The sequence below is a fragment of the Streptomyces sp. NPDC024632 genome (genome assembly GCF_055559175.1).
The window spans coordinates 81,451-105,427 of the sequence record NZ_JBVHLD010000017.1 but is presented as its reverse complement, the minus strand read 5'-3'; the positions used below and the strand labels follow the sequence as shown (position 1 = coordinate 105,427).

General features: G+C 71.2%; 18 protein-coding genes. 14 read left to right on the top strand and 4 right to left on the bottom strand.

The genetic code is table 11. The features are described from left to right. Positions 1-456 precede the first annotated feature (456 nt). From ACZ37P_RS29745 to ACZ37P_RS29680, 14 genes are all read left to right on the top strand, one after another. Positions 457-1,563: a DUF1996 domain-containing protein gene (locus ACZ37P_RS29745; protein WP_355347946.1), complete on the top strand. Its 1,107-nt coding sequence runs from the start codon at positions 457-459 to the stop codon at positions 1,561-1,563. A gap of 96 nt (positions 1,564-1,659) precedes the next feature. Continuing rightward, positions 1,660-3,552: an adenylyl cyclase gene (locus ACZ37P_RS29740; protein ID WP_467349443.1), complete on the top strand. Its 1,893-nt coding sequence runs from the start codon at positions 1,660-1,662 to the stop codon at positions 3,550-3,552. A gap of 17 nt (positions 3,553-3,569) precedes the next feature. Beyond that, on the top strand, positions 3,570-5,327 hold the full coding sequence (locus tag ACZ37P_RS29735; RefSeq protein ID WP_467349441.1) for a discoidin domain-containing protein: 1,758 nt from the start codon (positions 3,570-3,572) through the stop codon (positions 5,325-5,327). A 19-nt stretch (positions 5,328-5,346) separates the two neighbouring features. Beyond that, positions 5,347-5,838, top strand: coding sequence for a DoxX family protein (locus ACZ37P_RS29730; RefSeq protein ID WP_355347938.1), 492 nt, complete (start codon positions 5,347-5,349; stop codon positions 5,836-5,838). 133 nt (positions 5,839-5,971) lie between these two features. Further along, entirely contained in the window at positions 5,972-7,357 is a 1,386-nt protein-coding gene (locus ACZ37P_RS29725; RefSeq protein WP_401721751.1) for a class II fumarate hydratase, read from the top strand. A 23-nt stretch (positions 7,358-7,380) separates the two neighbouring features. Next, a complete protein-coding gene (gene fomD / locus ACZ37P_RS29720; RefSeq protein WP_355347933.1) occupies positions 7,381-8,055 on the top strand; it encodes a cytidylyl-2-hydroxypropylphosphonate hydrolase in 675 nt (224 codons plus the stop codon). Between the two features lie 284 nt (positions 8,056-8,339). After that, positions 8,340-9,014 carry a class I SAM-dependent DNA methyltransferase gene (locus ACZ37P_RS29715; RefSeq protein ID WP_467349502.1) on the top strand — a complete coding sequence of 225 codons (675 nt, stop codon included), beginning with the start codon at positions 8,340-8,342 and terminating at the stop codon, positions 9,012-9,014. 56 nt (positions 9,015-9,070) lie between these two features. Further along, positions 9,071-11,350, top strand: coding sequence for an ATP-binding SpoIIE family protein phosphatase (locus ACZ37P_RS29710; protein WP_467349437.1), 2,280 nt, complete (start codon positions 9,071-9,073; stop codon positions 11,348-11,350). A 548-nt stretch (positions 11,351-11,898) separates the two neighbouring features. Next, positions 11,899-13,347 carry a catalase gene (locus ACZ37P_RS29705; protein ID WP_391049197.1) on the top strand — a complete coding sequence of 483 codons (1,449 nt, stop codon included), beginning with the start codon at positions 11,899-11,901 and terminating at the stop codon, positions 13,345-13,347. Positions 13,348-13,524: 177 nt separating this feature from the next. Continuing rightward, positions 13,525-14,469 (top strand): SPFH domain-containing protein, encoded by a 945-nt coding sequence (locus ACZ37P_RS29700; RefSeq protein WP_355347925.1) that lies wholly within the window; start codon positions 13,525-13,527, stop codon positions 14,467-14,469. Further along, positions 14,466-14,732 carry a type II toxin-antitoxin system antitoxin gene (locus ACZ37P_RS29695; protein WP_355347922.1) on the top strand — a complete coding sequence of 89 codons (267 nt, stop codon included), beginning with the start codon at positions 14,466-14,468 and terminating at the stop codon, positions 14,730-14,732. The genes ACZ37P_RS29700 and ACZ37P_RS29695 overlap by 4 nt, the downstream gene beginning before the upstream one ends. 105 nt (positions 14,733-14,837) lie before the next feature. Beyond that, entirely contained in the window at positions 14,838-15,362 is a 525-nt protein-coding gene (locus ACZ37P_RS29690; protein ID WP_355347919.1) for a PadR family transcriptional regulator, read from the top strand. Continuing rightward, entirely contained in the window at positions 15,359-16,060 is a 702-nt protein-coding gene (locus ACZ37P_RS29685) for an ABC transporter ATP-binding protein (protein ID WP_391049189.1), read from the top strand. Before ACZ37P_RS29690 ends, ACZ37P_RS29685 begins: the two co-directional genes overlap by 4 nt. Continuing rightward, complete coding sequence (locus tag ACZ37P_RS29680) at positions 16,057-18,471, top strand: FtsX-like permease family protein (protein WP_467349434.1); 2,415 nt, start codon at positions 16,057-16,059, stop codon at positions 18,469-18,471. Before ACZ37P_RS29685 ends, ACZ37P_RS29680 begins: the two co-directional genes overlap by 4 nt. Before the next feature lie 92 nt (positions 18,472-18,563). Here ACZ37P_RS29680 and ACZ37P_RS29675 read toward each other — a convergent pair whose 3' ends face one another. The 4 genes from ACZ37P_RS29675 to ACZ37P_RS29660 all read right to left on the bottom strand — a co-directional run bounded on the left by ACZ37P_RS29675 (position 18,564) and on the right by ACZ37P_RS29660 (position 23,946). After that, positions 18,564-20,216 carry an AI-2E family transporter gene (locus ACZ37P_RS29675; protein ID WP_467349432.1) on the bottom strand — a complete coding sequence of 551 codons (1,653 nt, stop codon included), beginning with the start codon at positions 20,214-20,216 and terminating at the stop codon, positions 18,564-18,566. A gap of 192 nt (positions 20,217-20,408) precedes the next feature. Continuing rightward, on the bottom strand, positions 20,409-21,095 hold the full coding sequence (locus tag ACZ37P_RS29670) for an aggregation-promoting factor C-terminal-like domain-containing protein (protein WP_467349430.1): 687 nt from the start codon (positions 21,093-21,095) through the stop codon (positions 20,409-20,411). A gap of 456 nt (positions 21,096-21,551) precedes the next feature. Next, positions 21,552-22,871: a PhoH family protein gene (locus tag ACZ37P_RS29665; protein ID WP_355347904.1), complete on the bottom strand. Its 1,320-nt coding sequence runs from the start codon at positions 22,869-22,871 to the stop codon at positions 21,552-21,554. A gap of 313 nt (positions 22,872-23,184) precedes the next feature. After that, positions 23,185-23,946 (bottom strand): isoprenyl transferase, encoded by a 762-nt coding sequence (locus tag ACZ37P_RS29660; protein ID WP_355347900.1) that lies wholly within the window; start codon positions 23,944-23,946, stop codon positions 23,185-23,187. Between the last annotated feature and the right edge of the window lie 31 nt (positions 23,947-23,977).

Genomic DNA, 23,977 nt, shown 5'->3' with positions numbered 1-23,977 from the left:
CGGTTACCCAACGGCCGGGGGTGCCACCCCAGCGCGCGCGCCGCAGGCCCGGCGGGGGGGCCGCTGATTACGCCAGCACGCAGTGCCCGGGCGGCGGGGCCGGCCGAGAACCGCACGGCGGCGGGGCACCACCTGCCCGTGCCCAAGGGGCGGCCCGGCGGGGGGACCGCTGACTACGCCAGCGCGTGGCGCCGGGGGTTGGTATAGGCCAAGGGCAGGGGGTGGACCTTCACGAAATCCGCAAGAAGTGGAGGGCTTGCAGGCCAGGGTGGTCGGGGGGTGGCGGAATGCCCGGCTCGCGCAGCGGGGCCGATTCATCAACCGTTGACATGTCCTTAGCGGGAGCGGAACATTCCGTACCTGGGAGAGCGCTCTCCCAACTGACGGCCCGTCATGACGCCTGCCGCCACGTCGTGCCGTCAGCCCCCCATGCGCACCATCAAGCAGGAGGTCTCCATGGCACGGAGGACCAGAAGGATCCCGGGGCTGCTCATAGCCCTGTCACTCGCCGCTACCGGCCTCGGTATCGGCGGGGTCGCGATGACGACCGGAAACGCTTCCGCCAGCACACCGGCCGCCGCGGACCACGCGGCCGACCACGCCGGGATGCCCGGCATGGCGATGCCGCTGACCGGCAACGGACTGGCGTCCGGCGACGACCCGGACGGCGACGGCTACATCATGGCGAACCCGCCGGTCACCGGCGTGACGCCGTCGACGTACGAGCCGCCGCACGCGTACTTCCACGAGTTCCAGGCCCAGTGTGCCCCCACGCACACGGCGCCGGACGACCCGATCGTCTTCCCCGGCCAGCCGGGGGCGTCGCACGACCACACCTTCATGGGCAACACCAGCACGAACGGCAACTCCACGACGGCCTCGCTGGAGACCGGTAACACGGTGTGTCTGGCGCCCGGCGACAAGTCGGCGTACTGGATGCCGAGTCTGTTCAAGGGCACCCAGAAGATCCTGCCGGTCGGCACGCAGACGATCTACTACAAGTCGTCCGTGAACGACTACACCAGCGTCCGCCCCTTCCCCAAGGGCCTGCGCTTCGTGGTCGGCAGCCCGAGCCAGACGCAGGACGAGTTCCAGCACCTCAAGGGCACCGTCGAGGGCTGGGAGTGCGGGACCAGTTACCACAACTGGAACATCCCGGTGAGCTGCCCCAACACGCCTGACACGCAGCTCAACATCCGTCTCCAGGCGCCGAGTTGCTGGGACGGCATCCACCTGGACGTGCCGGACCACAAGAGTCACATGGCCTACCCGGTCGCCGGCGGCGCCAACCAGAACGTCTGCCCGGCCGACCACCCGGTCGCCCTGCCGATGATCGAGTTCAAGATGGCCTGGCCGGTGAACGGCGACATGTCGCAGGTCCACCTCTCCAGTGGCCAGGGCTTCTCCTTCCACTACGACTTCTTCAACGACTGGGACGCCCCGACCCTCAACGCGCTGGTCACCCACTGCATCAACGGTGGACTCCAGTGCGACGCCCGCGGTTACGACCAGTCGCAGCCCCAGAAGGGCGCGGCTCTGAACCAGAACTACCAACTGCCGTAAGCCCGGACACCGCGCTCTCCCGCGCGGGCCGGGCTTTACCCGACCCCGTGGGAGAGCGCTCTCCGGAAACCTGTCCCCCCAACACACAGGTGATCTATGAACAGCCCCGCACTTCCCCCCTCTCAACCCCCCACAAGCAGCACAGGCAGCACGACCGGCACACCCGGCTCACCGGTGACATCCGTCTTCTCCCGGCGCGCGGCCCTCGGCGCGCTGGCGGCCCTCGCGGCCACCCCGGTACTGGCGGGCCGCGCCTCGGCGGCCACCGCGGCCACCGCGTCCGGCGCGAACGGTACGAACGGTACGAAGGCCGGTACGACGGCCGGTCCGCGCGCCGCCGCCGCGGACCCCGACTTCGGCCCCAACGTCCTGGTCTTCGACCCCTCGATGCCGATCGCCGACATCCAGGCGAAGGTCTCGGACGTCTTCCGCCGCCAGGAGTCCAACCAGTTCGGCACCGACCGCTTCGCGCTGTTCTTCAAGCCGGGCACGTACGAAGGACTCGACGTCAACGTCGGCTTCTACACCCACGTCGCCGGTCTCGGCCTGTCCCCCGACGACGTCGACATCCACGGCCTGGTGCACGTCGAGGCCGACTGGATGCAGGGCAACGCCACCCAGAACTTCTGGCGCAGCGCCGAGAATCTGTCGGTCACCCCGACCGGCGGCTCCAACCGCTGGGCGGTCTCGCAGGCCGCCCCGCTGCGCCGCGTGCACATCCGCGGCGAGGTCCCGCTGTGGAACGGCTACGACGGCTGGTCCAGCGGCGGCTTCATGGCCGACTGCAAGGTGGACGGCCGGGTCGTGTCCGGCTCCCAGCAGCAGTGGCTGACCCGGAACAGCGCGCTCGGCGAATGGGCCGGTTCCGTATGGAACATGGTCTTCGTCGGCGTGGACGGCGCACCGCCGCAGAACTTCCCCGACCCCTCCCACACGGTGGTCGACAGCGCCCCGGTGATCCGGGAGAAGCCCTTCTTGTACGTGGACGGGTCCGGCGCGTACCAGGTGTTCGTGCCCGCGCTGCACAGCAACGCCCGCGGGGTGACCTGGAACGGCGGCGCGCAGGGCGAGTCGATCCCGCTGACCGACTTCTACATCACGAAGCCGGGCGACTCGGCGGCCACGATCAACTCCGCGCTGGCGCAGGGCAAGCACCTGCTGGTCACACCGGGCGTGTACGCCCTCGACCAGACCGTGGAGGTGACGCGGGCGGGCACGGTCGTGCTGGGCCTGGGCATCGCCACGCTGCTGCCGGACAACGGCATCACCGCGCTGTCCGTCGCCGACGTCGACGGCGTGAAGATCTCCGGGCTGCTGATCGACGCGGGCGCCACGAATTCCGCGGTGCTGGTCCGCGTCGGACCGCAGGGCGCCGACGGCGGCCACGCGGGCGACCCGACGCTCCTCCAGGACGTGTTCGTGCGGATCGGCGGCGCGCAGGCCGGCAAGGCCACCGTCAGCGTCGAGATCAACAGCTCCGACGTGATCGGCGACAACCTGTGGCTGTGGCGGGCCGACCACGGCAGCGGTGTCGGCTGGGACGTCAACACCAGCGACACCGGCCTGGTCGTCAACGGCGCGCGCGTCACGATGTACGGCCTGTTCGTGGAGCACCACCAGAAGACCGAGGTGCTCTGGAACGGCGACGCCGGACGGACGTACTTCTTCCAGAACGAGATGCCGTACGACCCGCCCAACCAGGCGGCCTGGATGGACGGTTCGCGGCACGGCTACGCCGCCTACCAGGTGGCGGACTCGGTCTCCTCGCACGAGGCGTGGGGGCTGGGCAGCTACTGCCTGTTCCTCGCGGACCCGAGCGTCGTCGCCGACAGCGCCCTGCTGGTGCCGAACACGTCCGGGGTGCGGCTGCACGACATGGTCACCGTCTCGCTCGGCAACGACGGGACGATCAGCCATGTCGTCAACGAGACCGGAGACCCGGTGAACAACACCAACTCCGGTATCTCCTACCTGGTGAGCTACCCGTGACCCCCTCGGAGGACGAGATGCGCGCACATGTGATCAGGAGGACGGCCAGGCGCGGCCTGGCGCCCCTCGCGGTGGCGGCACTGGTCGCGGCGGGTCTCGCCGTCGTGCAGGCCCCGGCCGCGCAGGCGGCGGGCAGCGTGGTCAAGGTGACCGGCTCGCAGGGCAATTGGCAGCTCACCGTGGACGGCGCCCCGTACACCGTGAAGGGTCTGACGTGGGGTCCGCAGCCCTCGCAGGCGGCGGCCGACCTGCCGGACGTGGCGCGGATGGGCGTCAACACGATCCGTACGTGGGGTACGGACGCGAGCAGCGCGCCGCTGTTCGACGCGGCGGCGGCCAACGGCATCAAGGTGATCGCCGGTTTCTGGCTCCAGCCGGGCGGCGGTCCCGGCTCGGGCGGCTGTGTCGACTACCTGACGGACACCACGTACAAGAACAACATGCTCGCGGAGTTCCCGAAGTGGGTGAACACCTACAAGGACAACCCGGGCGTGCTGATGTGGGACGTCGGCAACGAGTCGGTGCTGGGGCTTCAGAACTGCTACAGCGGTGACCAGTTGGAGCAGGAGCGCAACGCGTACACCTCCTTCGTCAACGACCTGTCGAAGGCGGTGCACGCGGCGGACCCGAACCACCCGGTGACGTCGACCGACGCGTGGACCGGCGCGTGGCCGTACTACAAGCGCAACACCCCGGACCTGGACCTGCTGGCGGTCAACTCCTACAAGGACGTCTGCAACGTCAAGTCGGCGTGGGAGAGGGGCGGTTACGACAAGCCGTACATCATCACCGAGGGCGGCCCGGCCGGTTCGTGGGAGGTGCCGAACGACGCGAACGGTGTGGCGGACGAGCCCACCGACCAGCAGAAGGCGGACGGTTACACCAACGCGTGGAACTGCGTGGCCGGCCACCCCGGTGTGGCGCTGGGCGCCACGCTCTTCCACTACGGCAACGAGGACGACTTCGGCGGCATCTGGTTCAACCTGGTGCCCGACGGCCTGAAGCGGCCCTCGTACTACGCGGTCAAGCGCGCGTACGGCGGGAACACCTCGGGTGACAACCAGCCGCCGCTGGTGACCGACATGACGGTGGACAACGCCACTTCGGGTGTGCCCGCGGGCGGCACGGTGACGATCACCACCTCGACCTCCGACCCGGAGAACGACCCGATCACGTACCAGGTGCTGTTCAGCAGCATCTACATCGACAACAACGGCTCGCTCACCCCGGCCGCGACCACGCAGAACGGCGGCACGCTGACGGCGAAGGCGCCGGAGAAGGTCGGCGTGTACGAGGCGTACGTCCGCGCCACCGACAACCACGGCAACGTCAGCTACGGCTCCAAGTCGGTGCGGATCGTGCCGCCGAAGCCGAACGGTACGAATGTCGCGCTCAACAAGCCCGCGACGGCCTCGACGTACCAGACCGACCCGACCGGCGGCTGCCCGTGCACCCCGTCGAACGCGGTGGACGGCAACGCCGGGACGCGCTGGGCGAGCGACTGGAGCGACCCGCAGTGGATCCAGGTCGACCTGGGCGCCACCACCGCCTTCCACCACGTCCAGCTCTCCTGGGAGTCGGCGTACGCCAAGGCGTACGACATCCAGACCTCCGACGACGGGCAGAACTGGACGACGGTGAAGTCCGTGACCGACGGCAACGGTGACATCGACGACCTCGACGTCTCCGGCACCGGCCGCTATGTGCGCCTGACGGGCACGCAGCGCGGCACGGCCTACGGGTACTCGCTCTACGAATTCGGCGTCTACAACTAAGCGGAGAGGAGGTGCGCCCATGTCGGACACCGTTACCGGTACGGGTTCGGACTCCCGCATCGACCGGGCCCAGCCGTACGCGCTCAGCCTGTTCCGTATCGTCGTCGGGCTCCTGTTCACCTGCCACGGTGTGGCGTCGCTCTTCGGCGTGCTCGGCACGGCCGAGCTGTCGGCGGGCCGGTGGCCGGGGTGGTACGCGGCGCTGATCCAGCTCGTCGGCGGTGTGCTGGTGCTGTTCGGGCTGGCGACCAGGCCGGCCGCGCTGATCGGCTCGGGGTCGATGGCGTTCGCGTACTTCGACGTCCATCAGCACCGGGGGCTGCTGCCGATCGAGAACGGCGGTGAGGCGGCGGTCTTCTTCTGCTGGACGCTGCTGCTGATCGTCTTCTCGGGGCCGGGCGCCCTGGCGCTGGACCGGCTGCTCGCGGACCGCAGGTCGGCCGCGCGGGCGGCGCTCGACGCGCAGGAGGCGCAGGACGGGGGGAACGGCCGGCTGGCCATGCCCGCCTGAGGCTCCGCGCGGATCTCACGCGGCCTCGCCCGGCTCCACGCGGGCTCGCGCGGCTGCGCGCGGATTCGGCCGATCTCACCACGGGGAGACAGTGCCCGGGAACACCCAGGTGTTCCCGGGCACTGTTATAGGCATGAGCGAATACCGGATCGAGCACGACTCGATGGGCGAGGTACGGGTGCCCGCCGAGGCGAAGTGGCGGGCGCAGACGCAGCGCGCGGTGGAGAACTTCCCGATCTCGGGGCAGCGGATCGAGCGGGCGCACATCGCGGCGCTGGCCCGGATCAAGGCCGCCGCCGCGAAGGTCAACGCGGAGCTGGGCGTCCTGGACAAGGACACCGCCGAGGCGATCCAGGAGGCCGCGGCCGAGGTCGCCGAGGGCCGCTGGGACGAGCACTTCCCGGTGGACGTCTTCCAGACCGGTTCCGGCACCTCGTCCAACATGAACGCCAACGAGGTGATCGCCACCCTGGCCACCGAGCGCCTGGGCCGCGACGTCCACCCGAACGACCACGTCAACGCCTCGCAGTCGTCCAACGACGTCTTCCCGTCCTCCATCCACATCGCGGCGACGGCGGCGGTGACCGGCGACCTGATTCCGGCGCTCACCCGTCTGGCGGAGTCCCTGGAGGCGAAGGCGGCGGAGTTCGCGACCGTCGTGAAGGCGGGCCGCACGCACCTGATGGACGCCACGCCGGTCACGCTGGGCCAGGAGTTCGGCGGCTACGCGGCGCAGGTGCGGTACGGGATCGAGCGGCTGCGGTCCTCGCTGCCGCGGCTGGCGGAGCTGCCGCTGGGCGGCACGGCGGTGGGCACCGGCATCAACACCCCGGCGGGCTTCCCGGCCGCGGTGATCGCGGAGGTGGCGCGCGCGACCGGGCTGCCGCTGACCGAGGCCCGCGATCACTTCGAGGCGCAGGGCGCCAGGGACGGCATCGTGGAGACCTCGGGGCAGCTGCGGACGATCGCGGTCGGCCTCACCAAGATCGCCAACGACCTGCGCTGGATGTCCTCGGGGCCGCGTACCGGGCTGTCCGAGATCGCGCTGCCCGACCTTCAGCCCGGCTCGTCGATCATGCCGGGCAAGGTCAATCCGGTCGTCCCGGAGGCGGTGCTAATGGTGGCGGCGCAGGTGACGGGCAATGACACGGCCATCTCGGTGGCGGGCGCGGCGGGCAACTTCGAGCTGAACGTGATGCTGCCGGTGATCGCCCGCAACGTCCTGGAGTCGGTCCGGCTGCTCGCCAACGTCACGCGGCTGCTGGCGGACCGCACGGTGGACGGGATCACGGCGAATGTCGAGCGGGCCCGCGAGTACGCCGAGTCCTCGCCTTCGGTCGTCACTCCGCTGAACCGTTACATCGGGTACGAGGAGGCCGCGAAGGTCGCGAAGAAGGCGCTGGCGCAGCGGAAGACGATCCGCGAGGTGGTGATCGAGTCCGGTTACGTCGAACGCGGTCTGCTGTCCGAAACGCAGCTCGACGAGGCGCTGGACGTTCTGCGTATGACGCATCCGTAACAGTGCTTCCGTAAACTCTGTTCATGACAGCCGAAGCCGATCTCTCGACCCGCGCCGGGGAGCGCCACTTCTGGACGCCCGGCGCGCAGGTGCTGTGGCGTTACCGGGGGAACGGCACGGACGCGGTGCACATCTGCCGTCCGGTGACCGTGGTGCGCGACGACGCGGAGCTGCTCGCGGTGTGGATGGCGCCCGGTACGGCGTGCGTGAAGCCGGTGCTGGCGGACGGGACCCCGGTGCACCGGGAGCCGCTGGCGAGCCGGTACGTGAAGCCGCGGGTGGCGCGGGTCGAGCCGTGGTGGGGCGCCGGGGTGCTGAAGCTGGCGCGGCCGGGCGAGCCGTGGTCGGTGTGGCTGTTCTGGGAGCCCGGGTGGCGGTTCAAATGCTGGTATGTGAACCTTGAGGAACCTCGTCGGCGCTGGTCGGGAGGGGTGGACTCGGAGGATCACTTCCTCGACATCTCGGTCCACCCGGACCGCTCCTGGCGCTGGCTGGACGAGGACGAGTTCGCGCAGGCGCAGGCGGACGGGCTGATGCCGGCGGAGCTGGCGGCGCGTGTGCGGCGGGCCGGTGAGCGCGCGGCGGGGGTGGTCAGGGCCTGGGGTCCGCCGTTCCGTGACGGCTGGGAGGACTGGCGGCCCGACCCGGCGTGGCCGGTGCCCGCGCTGCCGCCGGACTGGGACCGGCCGCCGTCGTAGAAGCGGCGGGCCGGGCCGGGGGTAGGGCCGCGGTGCGTACGGTAGGGGGCGTAAGCGGGCGTAAGCCGTGGGGGGCGGGAGTGAACCTCCGAGCCCCTTGTTGCGTCCCTGACCCCCAACCGTAGGATCGTGCTCCGGAACACTGCGCAATTGCCGATCGCGGCCTAGAGTTTGACGCTACGTCACAGCGACGCGAACACAGCCATTCGTACAGCCATTCAGCAGCAGCCATCCAGCAGCAGTCAGGGAGGCCCGGAACGGTGGGAACCGGCGGCTACGAGCACATGGGGATCCCCCCTGCCGACGATCACGAGGATCAGGGCAGGGACCGTACCGGCCAGGCCGAGGCGTTCGACGCGATCGGCGACCGGTACGACGAAGCGTTCCCGCACAAGGACGGGCAGGTCAGGGCCGGTGAATGGCTCGTCGAGACCCTGCCCGCCGGTGCCCGTGTGCTGGACCTCGGCTGCGGTACGGGACTGCCGACCGCGCGCCAGTTCACCGACGCGGGGCTGCGGGTGACGGGCGTGGACCTGTCGGCCGGAATGCTCGCGCAGGCACGGGTGAACGCGCCCGCGGCCGACTTCGTCCAGGCCGACTTCGCCGACCTCACCGAGGGCGGGCCGCTGGCGCCGGGAAGTTTCGCGGCGGTCGCCGCGTTCTTCTCCCTGCTCATGCTGCCCAAGGACGAGATCCCCGGCACCTTGCGGGCGCTCCACGGCCTGTTGGAGCCCGGCGGCCTGCTCGCCGTGTCGATGGTGGAAGCCGATCTGGACAATGTGCCGATTCCGTTCCTCGGTCACACCATCCGGGTATCCGGTTATCTAAGGGATGAACTGCGCCATGTCGTGGTGGACGCGGGCTTCGAGGTGATCAAGGAGGATTCGTACGCCTACGCACCGGCGAGCACCGACGTGCCGCCGGAGGAGCAGATCTTCCTCTCCTGCCGACGCGCCTGACCAGGCCCGACCCGCCGCGGCCAGCGCGTGGCGCACAGACGGATGGAACGACTCGCGTGACCACGGACCCGCCCCGTACGCCCAGGAACCACGCCGCGACCCCACCGGACCCGCGTGGCGGCTTCGCCGTACCCGAGACGCCTTCGGGGCCGAGTACCGCTGCGGGCCTCGGCTCGGCCACGGGCCACCACGAGCTGCCCCGCGCCGCCCGCGACTTCGAGTCGGCGCGCGGCCTGGCCTCGGCGGCCTCCGCCACACCCCCGCGCCCCGGTGGGGCCCGCCCGCACGACGAGAACGAGCCGGAGGGCAGGCCGGCCGAGCGCCCCGGCGCCGAGCGCCCCGCCACCGACCGCCCCGGCGCGGACCGGCCCTCGGCCATACCCGGCGGATCCGCCCCCGAGACCCCGCGCGGACCCTCGCGCGCCGTGGAGCCGCACCTGCCGCCGCTGCCGCCCATCCCGACGCACGGCTCCGGCTGGACGGCGCCGCCGGAGGGCGAGTCGCTGGCGTCGTTCGTCAGCACTCCGCCGCGCGGCACACCGCTGGAAGCGGCGGGACACCCCGGCGACGAGGATTCTGTGGGGATGCGCATCCCGATGCCCGTGCAGACCGGTCCCGAGGCCGACCGGCTGCGATACGTGGGCGCCGCGACCCGGCGGATCGCCCGCGGGCTCGACCTCGACGAGATCCTGCTCGGCCTGTGCCGCTCGGCGGTGCCCGCCTTCGCCGACGCGATCCTGGTCTATCTGCGCGACCCGCTGCCGGTCGGCGACGAGCGGCCGTCCGGGCCGCTGCGGCTGCGGCTGCGGCGCGCAGACGGCGGCCTGGAGGAGCCCGCGGACCCGCTGGCGACCGCGACCGCCCCGGTCGGCGCGGCGCCGCTGCTGCCCGCCCTGGAGTCGTCGTACGGCGGCGCCGCCGAGTCCATCGCGGTGCTGCTCGACGGGCCGCTGGCGGAAGTGCTGCGCGGCGTACGGCCGGTCTTCGCCGACTCCCCGCGCGCCGCCGACGCGCTCGCCGAACTCCTCGGCCGCCCCGACCACAGCGATGCGCCGCTGCCGGGCATGCCGACCGGGCGCCGCGCCCTGCTGGCACCGCTGCGCGGCCGTCGCCGGGTGATCGGCGCCGCGGTGCTGCTGCGGCGCGCGGACCGTACGCCCTTCGAGGCGGACGACCTGCTGGTGGCCGCCCAGCTCGCCACGCACACCGCGCTCGGCGTCGACAAGGCCGTGCTGTACGGCCGCGAGGCGTACATCGCGGACGCCCTCCAGCGCGAGATGCTGCCGGACTCGCTGCCGCAGCCGACCGGCGTCCAGCTCGCCAGCAGATACCTTCCGGCGGCCGAGTCCGCGCGTGTCGGCGGCGACTGGTACGACGCGATCCCGCTGCCCGGCAGCCGGGTGGCGCTCGTCGTCGGCGACGTCATGGGCCACTCCATGACCTCCGCGGCGATCATGGGCCAGCTCCGTACCACCGTCCAGACCCTGGCCGGGCTCGACCTGGCGCCCCAGGAAGTCCTCTACCACCTGGACGAACAGGCCCAGCGGCTCGGCCAGGACCGCATGGCGACCTGCGTCTACGCCGTCTACGACCCGATCGCCCACCGGCTGGTGGTCGCCAACGCGGGCCACCCGCCGCCGGTGCTGCTGCACGCCGACGGTCTCGCCGAGGTGCTGCGCGTGCCGCCCGGCGCGCCCATCGGCGTCGGCGGGGTGCCCTTCGAGGCCGTGGAGCTGCCCGCCCCCGCCGGGGCGACCCTGCTGCTCTACACCGACGGCCTGGTCGAGTCCCGCAGCCGTGACGTGTGGGGCGGCATCGAGCTGCTGCGCGAACGGCTGCACGACGCCGCCAGCGTGGTCTCGCCGCCGCCGCTGGAGCCGCTGTGCGACGAGGTGCTGGAGATCCTCGGCCCCGGCGACCGCGACGACGACATCGCCCTGCTCGCCGCGCGCTTCGACGGCATCTCGCCCAGCGACGTCGCCTACTGGTTCCTGGAGCCGCACCCCCAGACGCCCGGCCGCGCCCGCCGCCTGATCCGCCAGGCCCTGCGCCGCTGGGACCTCGAGGACCAGTCCGACGCCGCCGAACTCCTGGTCAGCGAGATCGTCACCAACGCCGTGCGCTACGCCGAGCGCCCCATCACCCTGCGCCTCCTGCGCACCGACGTCCTGCGCTGCGAAGTCGGCGACGACGCGCCTCTTCTGCCGCGCATGCGCCACGCCGCCCCGGAGGAGGAAGGTGGCCGCGGCCTCTACCTCGTCAACCGCATGGCCCAACGCTGGGGCGCCACCCGCTTGGGCGCGGGCAAGGTGGTGTGGTTCGAGCTCCCGATCTAGGGCCGTACGGGGGTACGGGGGTGGGGGTGCCGTCTTGGGTGGGGTTGCCGTGGGGGGGTGAACGCCCGCGGCACCCTCTTGCGTCGGCTCAGCGTGGCGGCGGACCGTGGGTGGGAGCCGTCTTGCGTCGGCTCAGCGTCACGGCGGACCGTGCGTGGGAACCGTCTTGCGTCAGCTCAGCGTCACGGCGAACCGTGCGTGGGAGCCGTCTTTCCCATGCTCACCGCGATCCCCTTTTTTTGCCGCCCTCTCGCCTCCGGCGGCTTAGATCCGGTGTCGACGCTCCTCTTCGACGGTCGCTCGTTCCTCGCTCCCTGCTCATCGTCGCTTTCGACACCGGCGCCGCCTTCGGCTCGCTGGCTACCGGCGAACCCCACCGCGCAGCGGTGCCGCAGGGGCGCAGCCCCTCGCGCGAACGCACCCCGGTGACTCGGCCACCCGCGTGACCGAGGGTCACCGCAAGGTGGCTCAGCGTGCCGACAGGCATATTCGGTGGGAAGGTGGGGAGCAGCGAGGTCATACGACTCCCGAGCGTGAGGACACTCTCGATGAGCACCCCGTACACCACCAACAACGCCGGTATCCCGGTCGAGAGCGACGAGCACTCGCTGACCGTGGGGGCCGACGGGCCGATCCTGCTGCAGGATCACTACCTGATCGAGAAGATGGCCCAGTTCAACCGGGAGCGGGTCCCCGAGCGGGTGGTGCACGCCAAGGGCAGCGGGGCGTACGGCCGGTTCGAAGTGACCAACGACGTCAGCCAGTTCACCCGCGCCGACCTGTTCCAGCCGGGCAAGCGCACGCAGATGCTGGCGCGGTTCTCGACGGTCGCGGGTGAGCAGGGCAGCCCGGACACGTGGCGGGACCCGCGCGGCTTCGCGCTGAAGTTCTACACCGAGCACGGCAATTACGACCTGGTCGGCAACAACACCCCGGTGTTCTTCGTGCGCGACACGATCAAGTTCCAGGACTTCATCAGGTCGCAGAAGCGCCGCCCGGACAACGGGCTGCGCGACAACGACATGCAGTGGGACTTCTGGACGCTCTCGCCGGAGTCCGCGCACCAGGTGACGTGGCTGATGGGCGACCGCGGCATCCCCAAGTCGTACCGGCACATGAACGGCTACGGCTCGCACACGTACATGTGGGTCAACGGCGGCGGCACGAAGTTCTGGGTGAAGTACCACTTCAAGACCGACCAGGGCATCGACTTCCTCACCCAGGCGGACGCCGACACCCTCGCGGGCCAGAACGCCGACTACCACCGGCAGGACCTGTGGGAGGCCATCGACCGCGGCGACCACCCGTCGTGGACGCTGTATGTGCAGGTCATGCCGTTCGAGGACGCGGCGGACTACCGCTTCAACCCGTTCGACCTGACGAAGGTGTGGCCGCACGGCGACTACCCGCTGATCGAGGTCGGCCGGATGACGCTGGACCACAACCCCGAGGACTACTTCGTCCACATCGAGCAGGCGGCGTTCGAGCCCTCGAACATGGTGCCGGGCATCGGCCCGTCCCCGGACAAGATGCTGCTCGGCCGCCTGTTCTCGTACCCGGACACCCACCGGTACCGGATCGGCCCCAACTACGCCCAGCTCCCGCCGAACCGCCCGCACTCGCCGGTCAACTCCTATGCCAAGGACGGCCCGATGCGGTACGAGCCGTCGAACGCGGGGGCGCCGTACGCGCCCAACTCGTACGGCGGACCGGCCGCTTCGCCGCAGGCGTACGGGGAGGTCACCGGGTGGCGGGCGGCGGGCGAGATGGTGCGCGAGGCGTACGCGCTGCACGCGGAGGACGACGACTTCGGGCAGGCGGGCACGATGGTGCGCGAGGTGCTGGACGACGCGGCGCGCGCCCGGCTGGTGTCGAACGTGGCGGGCCACCTCAGCGACGGGGTGAGCGCGCCGGTGCTGGAGCGGGCGCTGACGTACTGGCGCAATGTCGACCAGTCGCTGGGCGACCGGATCGCCGGTGAGGTCAAGACCGGCTGACGCCCACCGAAGCGCAGCCCCGAGGCACGTGATCATGTCCCGTGCCCCGGGGCTGCATCGTGTCCGGGGGCGGGTCCGGTGCGGGTCCGGTGCGGGTTCGAGGCTTTGCCAAGGTTTGGGTTTCCCGAAAATGTGATATCTCTTTGATAGACACTTTCGGAGGAACGGGGACCCGCCATGTCGGACCAGAAACCACAGCTCGCCGTCGACGCACCGGACATGCCCGCGCCGCGGGTGCAGGAGCGACGGGCGGTGGGCATGCCCGGTCTGCCCTTTCTGCTGCTCGCACTGGTGGTGGTGGCCGGTGGAGTGGCGCTGATCGTCGCGGGCGCGGTGCACGCCAAGGACCACCCCGGCGCCCTCGCGACCACCCTGATCGTCGCGGGCGCGGTGGTCGTCCTCTGCGCGTTCATCACCCTGTTCGGCCTCACCCAGGTCGCGCCGGGCTCGGCGCGGGTGTGCCAGCTCTTCGGGCGCTACCAGGGCACCATCCGGCAGGACGGCCTGCGCTGGGTGAACCCTTTCACCAGCCGCCGCAAGATCTCCACCCGGCTGCGCAACCACGAGACCTCGACGCTGAAGGTCAACGACGCGTACGGCAACCCGATCGAACTGGCCGCGGTCGTGGTCTGGCAGGTCAGGGACACCGCGCAGGCGACGTTCGAGGTCGACAACTACGTCCAGTTCGTGAGCATCCAGACCGACACCGCCGTCCGGCACATCGCGACCAACTACCCGTACGACGCCCACGACGGCCAGTCGATCTCGCTGCGCGGCAACTCCGAGGACATCACCGAGCGGCTGTCCGCCGAGATCGCCGCCCGCGTCGAGTCGGCCGGTGTGAAGATCATCGAATCCCGCTTCACGCACCTCGCCTACGCGCCCGAGATCGCCTCCGCGATGCTTCAGCGGCAGCAGGCCGGGGCCATCGTGGCCGCCCGGCAGACGATCGTGGACGGCGCGGTCGGCATGGTCGAGTCGGCGCTGTCCCGGATCGCCGAGCAGGGGATCGTCGAACTGGACGAGGAGCGCAAGGCGTCCATGGTCAGCAATCTGCTGGTCGTGCTCTGCGGTGACCGCGCCGCGCAGCCGGTCCTGAACACGGGCACCCTCTACCAGTGACCTCCTCCGCGCCCGACGACGGGCCCGACGGGGCGGGCGGCGGGGAGACCGCCGCCCGCCCCGTACGCAAGCAGGTGCTGCTGCGGCTCGACCCCGCCGTTCACGACGCCCTCGCGTCCTGGGCGGCGGCGGAGCTGCGCAGCACCAACGCGCAGATCGAGTTCCTGCTGCGCCGCGCCCTCGCCGAGGCGGGCCGCCTGCCCAGCGCGACCCGCCCCCTCCCCCGCCGCGGCCGGCCCCCGAAGCCGTCGGCCGGTACGTAGGCCCCGCCCGCCACCGGCCCCCTCCCGACACCACCGCACGGCGGCGGAAGGCAGCGCTCCGATGCGTATACATGGTGTGTATACCCGTGGTGTACAGTGCTCCGCATGTCAATTGGGCACACCCTGCTCGGACTCCTGGAGTCCGGCCCGCGCCACGGCTACGACCTCAAGCGCGCATTCGACGAACGGTTCGGACACGACCGCCCGCTGGCCTATGGGCAGGTCTACTCGACGATGGCCAGGCTGCTGAAGAACGGCCTGGTCGAGGTGGACGGCATAGAGCCGGGCGGCGGCCCCGAGCGCAAGCGGTACGCGATCACCGAAGCGGGGATCACGGACGTCGAGACGTGGCTGACGCAGCCGGAGAAGCCGGAGCCGTACCTCCAGACCACGCTGTACACGAAGGTCGTGCTGGCGCTGCTGACCGGCCGCCCGGCCGCCGACCTGCTCGACACCCAGCGCGCCGAGCACCTGCGGCTGATGCGCGACCTCACCCGGCGCAAGTCGGCGGGCGACCTGGCGGACCAGCTCATCTGCGACCACGCCCTGTTCCATCTGGAGGCGGATCTGCGGTGGCTGGAGCTGACCGCCGCCCGTCTCGACCAGCTCGCCGCGGAGGTGGCCAAATGAACGCGTCGACCGAGCCCCGACCCGAGCCGCTGCTGGTGGCCGCGGGACTGCGCAAGGCGTACGGCCCGACCCCGGCGCTGGACGGCGCCGACTTCAGCATCAGGCCCGGCGAGGTCGTCGCGGTCATGGGCCCCTCGGGGTCGGGCAAGTCGACCCTGCTGCACTGCCTGGCCGGCATCGTGAAGGCCGACTCCGGCCAGGTGCGCTACCGGGGACGCGACCTGTCGGCCATGTCGGACGGTGAGCGCAGCGCGCTGCGCCGCGCCGACTTCGGCTTCGTCTTCCAGTTCGGCCAGCTCGTACCCGAGCTGACCTGCCTGGAGAACGTGGCGATGCCGATGCGGCTCGGCGGCGCCAAGCGCAGGCCGGCCGAGCAGCAGGCGGCGCAGTGGCTGGAGCGCCTGGAGGTCGCCGACATCGCCGACAAGCGGCCCGGCGAGGTCTCCGGCGGCCAGGGCCAGCGCGTCGCGGTGGCGCGCGCGCTGGTCGGCGGCCCGCGAGTCGTCTTCGCCGACGAGCCGACCGGCGCGCTGGACTCGCTCAACGGCGAGCGGGTGATGCGGCTGCTGACCGACGCCGCGCACGACACCCGCGCCGCCGTCGTCCTGGTCACCCACGAAGCGCGGGTGGCCGCCTACTCCGACCGGGAGATCGTCGTGCGGGACGGGAAGTCGCGCGACATGGAGCGGGTGTCATGAACAGCCGCGAACCTCACGGCACCGGGGCACCGGACCAGCCGGCCGGCGTGCGGACCTGGGCGCGCGACCTCGCGCTCGGCGCGCGTTTCGCGGCGGGCGGCGGACGCGAGGGCTGGACCCGTACGGTGCTGACCGCCGTCGGCGTCGGGCTCGGCGTGGCGCTGCTGCTGCTCGCCGCCGCCGTACCGGCCATGCTGGACACGCGGGAGCAGAAGCGGGTGGCCCGCGACACCTCCTCCGCCACGTTCATCGCCAAGCCGTCCGACCGCTCGCTCTTGGTGGCCGACGTCAGGACCGTCTACCGGGACTCGCAGATCGGCGGCTCGCTGCTCCAGGCCGAGGGGGCCAAGGCGCCCTCGCCGCCCGGCGTCGCCCATCTGCCGGGCGCCGGGGAGATGGTGGTCTCCCCCGCGCTGCGCAAGCTGCTGAACTCCACGCCGCTGCTGCGCGAGCGTATCCCGTACAAGATCACCGGCACCGTCGGGGAAGCCGGGCTGATGGGCCCGAGCGAGCTGCTGTACTACGCGGGCAGCGATCAGCTCACCGCCCGTGACGAGAACTACGGGCACGGCAACGCCACGCGGGTCACCTCGTATGGCTACCACGCCCCGTCCGAGGCGATGAGCCCGGTGCTGACGCTGCTGCTGGTCGTCATGCTGGTGGTGCTGCTGCTGCCAGTCGCGGTCTTCGTCGGCGCGGCGGTACGGCTGGGCGGCGAGCGGCGGGACCGGCGGCTGGCGGCGATGCGGCTGGTCGGCGCGGACATCCGGATGACCCGCAGAATCGCCGCAGGGGAAGCCCTGTTGGGGTCGCTGTTCGGGCTGGTGCTGGGCGCGGTGTTCTTCTTCACCGGTCGGCAGCTGGCCTCGCACTTCACGATCCACGACATCAGCGCCTTCCCCGCCGACATGACGCCGAACGCGGCGCTCACCACGCTGATCGTGCTGGCGGTCCCGGTGGCGGCCGTCGCCGTGACCCTGGTCAGCCTGCGCGGCACGGCGATCGAACCGCTCGGCGTGGTCCGCCAGGGGCTCGGGCGGCGCCGCACCCTGTGGTGGCGGCTGCTGGTCCCGCTGGTCGGCATCGGCCTGCTGGTCCCGCTGTTCGGTTCGGTCAACGGCAGCGACGCGCATGTCAACGAGTACCAGACCGCGGCGGGCGCGGTGCTGCTGCTGTTCGGTGTCACCACGGTGCTGCCCTGGGTCGTGGAGGCCGTCGTCGGACGGCTGCGCGGCGGGCCGGTCGCCTGGCAACTGGCCACCCGCAGGCTCCAGTTGAACAGCAACGGATCGGCGCGGATGGTCAGCGGCGTCACGGTCGCGGTCGCCGGGGCCATCGCGCTCCAGATGCTCTTCGCGGGCGTCAACGACACCTTCGTGCACTCCACGGGCGCCGACACGTCCCGTATCCAGGCCACCGTCAGCGCGCCGACCGCCGACGCGCGGCAGGCGGTCGACTACACCGCGAAGGTCCGGGCGACGCCCGGCGTGGCGCGGGCGTACGGCTTCATCGACACGCGGGCCACGCAGCCGGACGCCAGCAAGCTCGGCCCCGACGCCGAGACCGCCTACATCCCGCTGCTGGTCGCCGACTGCGACACGCTGCGGCAGATGGCCGACGTCGGCTCCTGCGGGGCGGGCAGCGTCTACATCGTGCCCAACAACGAGCAGTGGGGCGCGTCGTCCAACGCGGACCTGGCCAAGTACGCCAAGCCCGGCAAGCGCCTCGACCTCAACACCGGCGCCCTGCCGTACACCGGCGCTCCGCGGCTGTGGACGGTCCCGTCCGACGCCCGTTCGGTCACGGCGCGGACCGACCCGCGCGGTCAGACCAACTGGGGCGTCCTGCTGACCCCCGAGGCCGTCGACCAGTCGAAGCTGGCCGATCCCACGGCCGTCGTCATGGTCAACCTCGACGCGGGCAAGCGGGACGCGGTGGAGTACCTGCGCAACACCGGGGCCGCGCTCGGCCCGACGGTCACCGTCTCGGCCGTGAGCGACAGCACCACGCAGACGCAGTACGGCCAGTTGCGGCGCGGCCTGTTCGTGGGCGCGGCCATCACCATGGCGCTGATCGGCGCCAGCCTGCTGGTCACGATGCTGGAGCAGCTCCGCGACCGCAAGAAGCTGCTCGCCGTCCTGGTCGCCTTCGGCACCCGGCGCACCGCCCTGGCCTGGTCGGTGCTGTGGCAGACGGCCATTCCGATGGCGCTCGGCCTGGTCCTCGCCTGTGTCGGCGGGCTCGGGCTCGGCGCCGCGCTCCTGGCGATGGTCGGCCGTACGTTCCACGTCGACTGGGCGATCGTCGCCCAGATGTCGGCGATCGGCGCGTCCGTCGTCCTGGCCGTCACCCTCCTCAGCCTGCCGCCGCTGTGGCGGCTGATGCGGCCGGACGGTCTGCGGACCGAATAGGCCGAAGGGCGAAGGGCGAACGACGCGACCGCCCCCGCGTCCGGAGGGGGGGACGCGGGGGCGGTCGGAGGCGGGGGCGCGGGGGGCGCGGGTTAGGCGGGGGCGCCCTCGTGAGTGTGGTCGTCCTCGTGGGAGGGGTCCCGGTCGTCCGGGCCGGGACCGCTCGGGCCGGGGCCCTCAGGACCGGAACCCTCGGGACCGGAACCCTCAGGACCGGGGCCCTCAGGGCCGGGGCCCTCGGGACCGGAGCCCTCGGGGCCGGGGCCGTCCGGTGTCGGGCCGCCCGAGGCCGGGGCCTCCGGGTCCGCCGGGGGCTGACGGGTGGTGACCGGGGCGATCTCGTAGGCCGTCGCGCCGTGCGGACCGGCTGCGGCCGCCGCCCGCTCCTTGGTGTGGGCCCTGAGGTAGCCGACCACCGTGTTGCCGACCGCGACCAGCGGCACGGCGACGACGGCGCCGCCGATGCCCGCGATCATCGAACCGGCGGCGACGGACAGGACGACGGCCAGCGGGTGGACGCGGACGGCGCGGCCGAGGATGAAGGGCTGGAGGATGTGCCCCTCGATCTGCTGGACGGCGAGCACGACAACCAGCACCATCAGCGCGGTGAACGGCCCCTGGGTGACCAGGGCCACGACGACCGCGATGAAGCCGGAGGCGACGGCGCCGACCAGCGGCACGAAGGACGACAGGAAGATGACCACGGCCAGCGGCACGGCCATCGGCACGCCGAGGAAGAAGATGCCGACGCCGATGAAGATGGCGTCGATGAGGGCGACTATCACCGTGCCGCGCACGTACAGGGTGAGGGTGCGCCAGGCGCGCGGACCGGCGCCGGCCAGCCCGTCCCTGGCCGCGTCGGGGAACAGCTTGAGGAACCAGTTCCAGATGTTCGGCCCGTCGTAGAGCAGGAACAGCGTGCTGAACATCGCCAGCAGTATGCCGGTGAGCAGTTCGACGATGACGGTGACGCCCTGGAGCCCGGCGTCGGTCAGCGCCTTGGTGTTGGAGCCGATCGCTTCCTGGAGGTTCTTGGCGACCTGGTTGATCTGGTCGTCGGTGACGTGGAAGGGGCTGTTGAGCAGCCACTTCTTCACCTCGTTGACGCCGTCCTGGAGGCTGGTCGACAGATTGCTGATGTTGTCCATCACCTGCCAGACCACGAACCAGCCGACCAGGCCCATGATGACGAAGCCGCCGACGAAGACCATGGCCGTCGCCACCCCGCGCGGCACACCGCGCCGCTTGAGGCGGGCGACGAACGGCTGGAGCAGCGCGGTGATCAGCAGGCCGGCGGTGAAGGCCAGCACCACGAGCTGTACGGCGCCGATCACCCGCATGAGCACCCAGACGGTGCCCGCGAGCACCAGCAGCCGCCAGCCGACCTCGGCGCCGACGCGCATGCTCCACGGCACGGCCGACACCGGATCGGGCTGCGGCGCGCGCGGCGCGGGCACGACGACGACAGGCGGGGGCGCGACGGCCCCGCCTCCCGCACCGGCGGCCTTCGCCGTACGCTTCCCGCCGCCCGGTTCGGAGGCCGCGTCGGGCGTGTCGGCCTCCCGGTCCGTACCGGCGGAGGGGTCGGTGGCGGGAGCGGCGTCCGAGGAGTCGCGGCGCGGGTCCTCGATCGCGGCGCCGACGCCGCGGCTCGCGTTCACCGCCGCCTGGCGTTCGTCGATCCGTCCGGCGATATTGGCCAGCCCGGAGGCCAGTACGGCGCTCCAGTGGCGCTTGTCCGGCATTGCTCTCCCCTGACCCCGTCGACCATCTGTGGAACTGCTGAGAATGACGATGTTATTCGCGAGGAGGGTTGCCTCCCACATCCTCCCCGCGCCTACCCCGTTCCGGGACACGCACAAGCCCCCGGCCCTGAGGGCTCGGGGGCTTGCGGAGAGATACCGCGCACTGCCGCCTGACGGCTGGGCGCCGTCGGCTCAGTAGTAGTTGTGACTCTGCCAGAACGACCAGGCGCCGCAGGGGCTGCCGTACCGGCTGTTCATGTAGTTGAGGCCCCACTTTATCTGCGTGGCCGGATTGGTCCGCCAGTCCGAGGCGACCGAGGCCATCTTCGAACCGGGGTTGGACTGAACCAGGCCGTACGCCCCGGAGGAGGGGTTGGTCGCCGTGTAGTTCCAGCCGCTCTCGCGGGAGACGATGTTGGAGAAGCACGCGAACTGGTCGCCGCCGACGATGGTCTGCGCCATCGCCTTGACCTGCGCCACCGTGTACGAGGCCGTGACGGGGAACGTGGCACGTGAGTCGCCACCGCCCCGGCTGGCGGCCTCTTCGAGCTTGCGCTGCTTCTCCTTGGCAGCCGCCTCGTCCGCCGCCTTCTTCTTGGCGGCGGCGTCCTTGGCCGCCTGGACGCGGGCGGTCTGCTCAGCGGACTGCCGGGCCGTGGCATCGGCGGCGTCCGACTGCGCCTGCACCTGCTCGGTCAGCGAAGCCTGCTGAATCTGCTGCCCAGCGGGAATGTCCGCAAGGAGGGTCGTCGTGCCGGCTGCTTCGACAGGCTCGGAAGAGCCCTGGTCGGCGCCCGACGCGACGCCTACGACGGCGCCCACAGTGGTGACCGCAGTGGCCGAAGCCACCGCGAGTCCCCGGACCGAGATCCGGCTCACACGGTTTCCTTCCAGCATCGCCCGATGGGTGACCTCACGGACGAAATCGTGCCCCTGGCACGGTCCCCTTCCTGCCGGTCCGCCAATACGGGCCGGTCGGTCACGGGGGCACTGGCCCGGTGCGAACTCCCGGAGGAGTTCCGCGTGGTGCTCGGGCGGCTCATGGCGGTCGATGTGGATTTGTGTGGAGCTGCTCTTCCCACGCCCCTGAGGGTGTAGGAGTGCCATAAGCGGGGCCTGACAGCCTCACACCCTGCCGTACGCGGACGCCGCGCGGCAATTTCCGGTTGAGTGGCAAAGCTCACACGCTGCGGAGGAGGGTAAATCCGAGCGGCGGACCCCGTAAAACGCTAGGCTGCTGCGCCCTTCACGCCGGGCGCAGCAGCCTCAACTCACGCTATCACTCAGTAAATCCGGACACTTCAGGCCCCCCGCCATTCGGGGGCCGTGCCCCGGTCAGGCCCCGCCGTCCTCCAGCATCTCGGTGACGAGAGCGGCGATCGGCGACCGCTCGGAGCGGTTGAGGGTGATATGGGCGAACAGCGGATGGCCCTTCAGCTTCTCCACCACCGCCACGACACCGTCGTAACGGCCCACCCGGAGGTTGTCGCGCTGCGCCACGTCGTGGGTGAGGACCACCCGCGATCCGGCGCCGATCCGCGACAGGACGGTCAGCAGGACGTTCCGCTCCAGCGACTGGGCCTCGTCGACGATCACGAAGGCGTCGTGCAGCGAACGGCCCCTGATGTGGGTCAGCGGCAGCACTTCCAGCATGCCGCGCGCCACGACCTCCTCGATGACCTCCTTGGACGTCACGGCCGACAGCGTGTCGAAGACGGCCTGAGCCCAGGGGCTCATCTTCTCCGCCTCGCTGCCGGGCAGGTAGCCCAGCTCCTGGCCGCCGACCGCGTACAGCGGCCGGAAGACCATCACCTTGCGGTGCTGACGGCGCTCCAGGACGGCTTCGAGGCCCGCGCACAGGGCCAGCGCGGACTTGCCGGTACCCGCGCGCCCGCCCATCGACACGATGCCGACGTCGGGGTCGAGCAGCAGATCGAGCGCGATCCGCTGTTCCGCGCTGCGGCCGTGGATGCCGAACGCCTCGCGGTCGCCGCGCACCAGCCGCACCCGGCCGTCCTCGGTGACCCGGCCCAGCGCCTTGCCGCGCTCTGACTGGAGCACCAGGCCGGTGTGCACCGGCAGCTCGGCCGCTTCGGGCAGCGCGATGGACTCCTCCGCGAAGAGGGTGTCCACCTCGTCCGCCCCGACCAGCAGTTCCTCCATTCCCGTCCAGCCCGAGGTGATCGCCAGCTCGGCCCGGTACTCCTCGGCCAGCAGGCCGACGGAGGACGCCTTCACCCGCAGCGGCAGATCCTTGGAGACGACGGTGACGTCGTACCCCTCGGCCTGCAGATTGCGGGCGACCGCCAGAATGCGCGAGTCGTTGTCACCGAGCCGGAATCCGGCGGGGAGCACCCCGGGATCCGAGTGGTTGAGCTCGACACGCAGCGTGCCACCGACGTCACCGATCGGAATCGGTGCGTCCAGACGGCCGTAGCGGATCCGGAACTCATCCAGCAGCCGCAACGCCTGGCGGGCGAAGTAGCCGAGTTCCGGGTGGTGGCGCTTGGCTTCCAACTCCGTCACCACGACGACCGGCAGCACAACCTCGTGCTCGTCGAAGCGGGCGATGGCATTGGGGTCTGCGAGCAGCACGCTGGTGTCGAGTACGTACGTGCGCCGGTCGTTGTCACGGCGATTCTTGCTGGTCACCACGTGTGGACGAACCCCCTCGGGAGAGGTCGAACTGCGGTACCGGCAACCATGGGCCGGATGCCGGTCTCCCAGTGATATGCCCTGGAAAACCGTCGCCCATGCGAATGCATATGACAGTCATCCGACGGTCATCGCCCGGTCACCGACCGCTCACCGGCCATTACGCGGGAGAAACCGGCCTCCGCACGCCGTCGTCGAGCCCTCGCGGCACCGGATTCAGGCCGCCCCCACGCCCCCCGTACGGCCCACACCGCGCCCCGCGCGGCAGGGGCTCCACGGGGTCTTACGTACCGGCGCGCCGGTAGGGAAGTCGTCAGGTGCCGTAGCGCCGGTGCCTGGCCGCGTAGTCGCGCAGCGCCCGCAGGAAGTCCACCTTGCGGAAGGCGGGCCAGAAGACCTCGCAGAAGTAGTACTCCGAGTGGGCGCTCTGCCAGAGCATGAAGCCGGACAGCCGCTGCTCCCCCGAGGTGCGGATCACCAGATCCGGGTCGGGCTGGCCGCGCGTGTAGAGGTGCTCCGAGATGTGCTCAACGTCCAGGATCTCGGCCAGGTCCTCAATGGTGGTGCCGCGCCCCGCGTGCTCGTGCAGCAGCGACCGTACGGCGTCGGCGATCTCCTGCCGGCCGCCGTAGCCCACCGCCACGTTCACCAGCAGGCCGCCGAGCGCGTGCGTCTCCTGCTCGGCCTCCTTGAGCACCGACTGGGTGTGCGCGGGCAGCAGGTCCATGGTGCCCACGTGGTGCACGCGCCAGCGGCCGGTCGCGGCCAGTTCACGCACCGCGTCCTCGATGATGCCCAGCAGCGGCACCAACTGGTCGGCGGGGCGGTCCAGATTGTCGGTGGACAGCAGCCACAGCGTGACCACCTCGACACCGGTCTCCTCGCACCAGCCGAGCATTTCGGAGATCTTGTCGGCCCCGGCCCTGTGCCCCTGCTCGGGGCTGCCGCCGGACGCCTTGGCCCAGCGCCGGTTGCCGTCCAGGATCACGCCGATGTGCTTGGGGCCCTGCGCCACGTCCAGCCGGCGTTCCACCCTGCGGGAGTACAGCCCGTACACCAGGTCGCGCAGATTCATCGCACACCAGCCCCTCCTGGGCCTGTCGCCC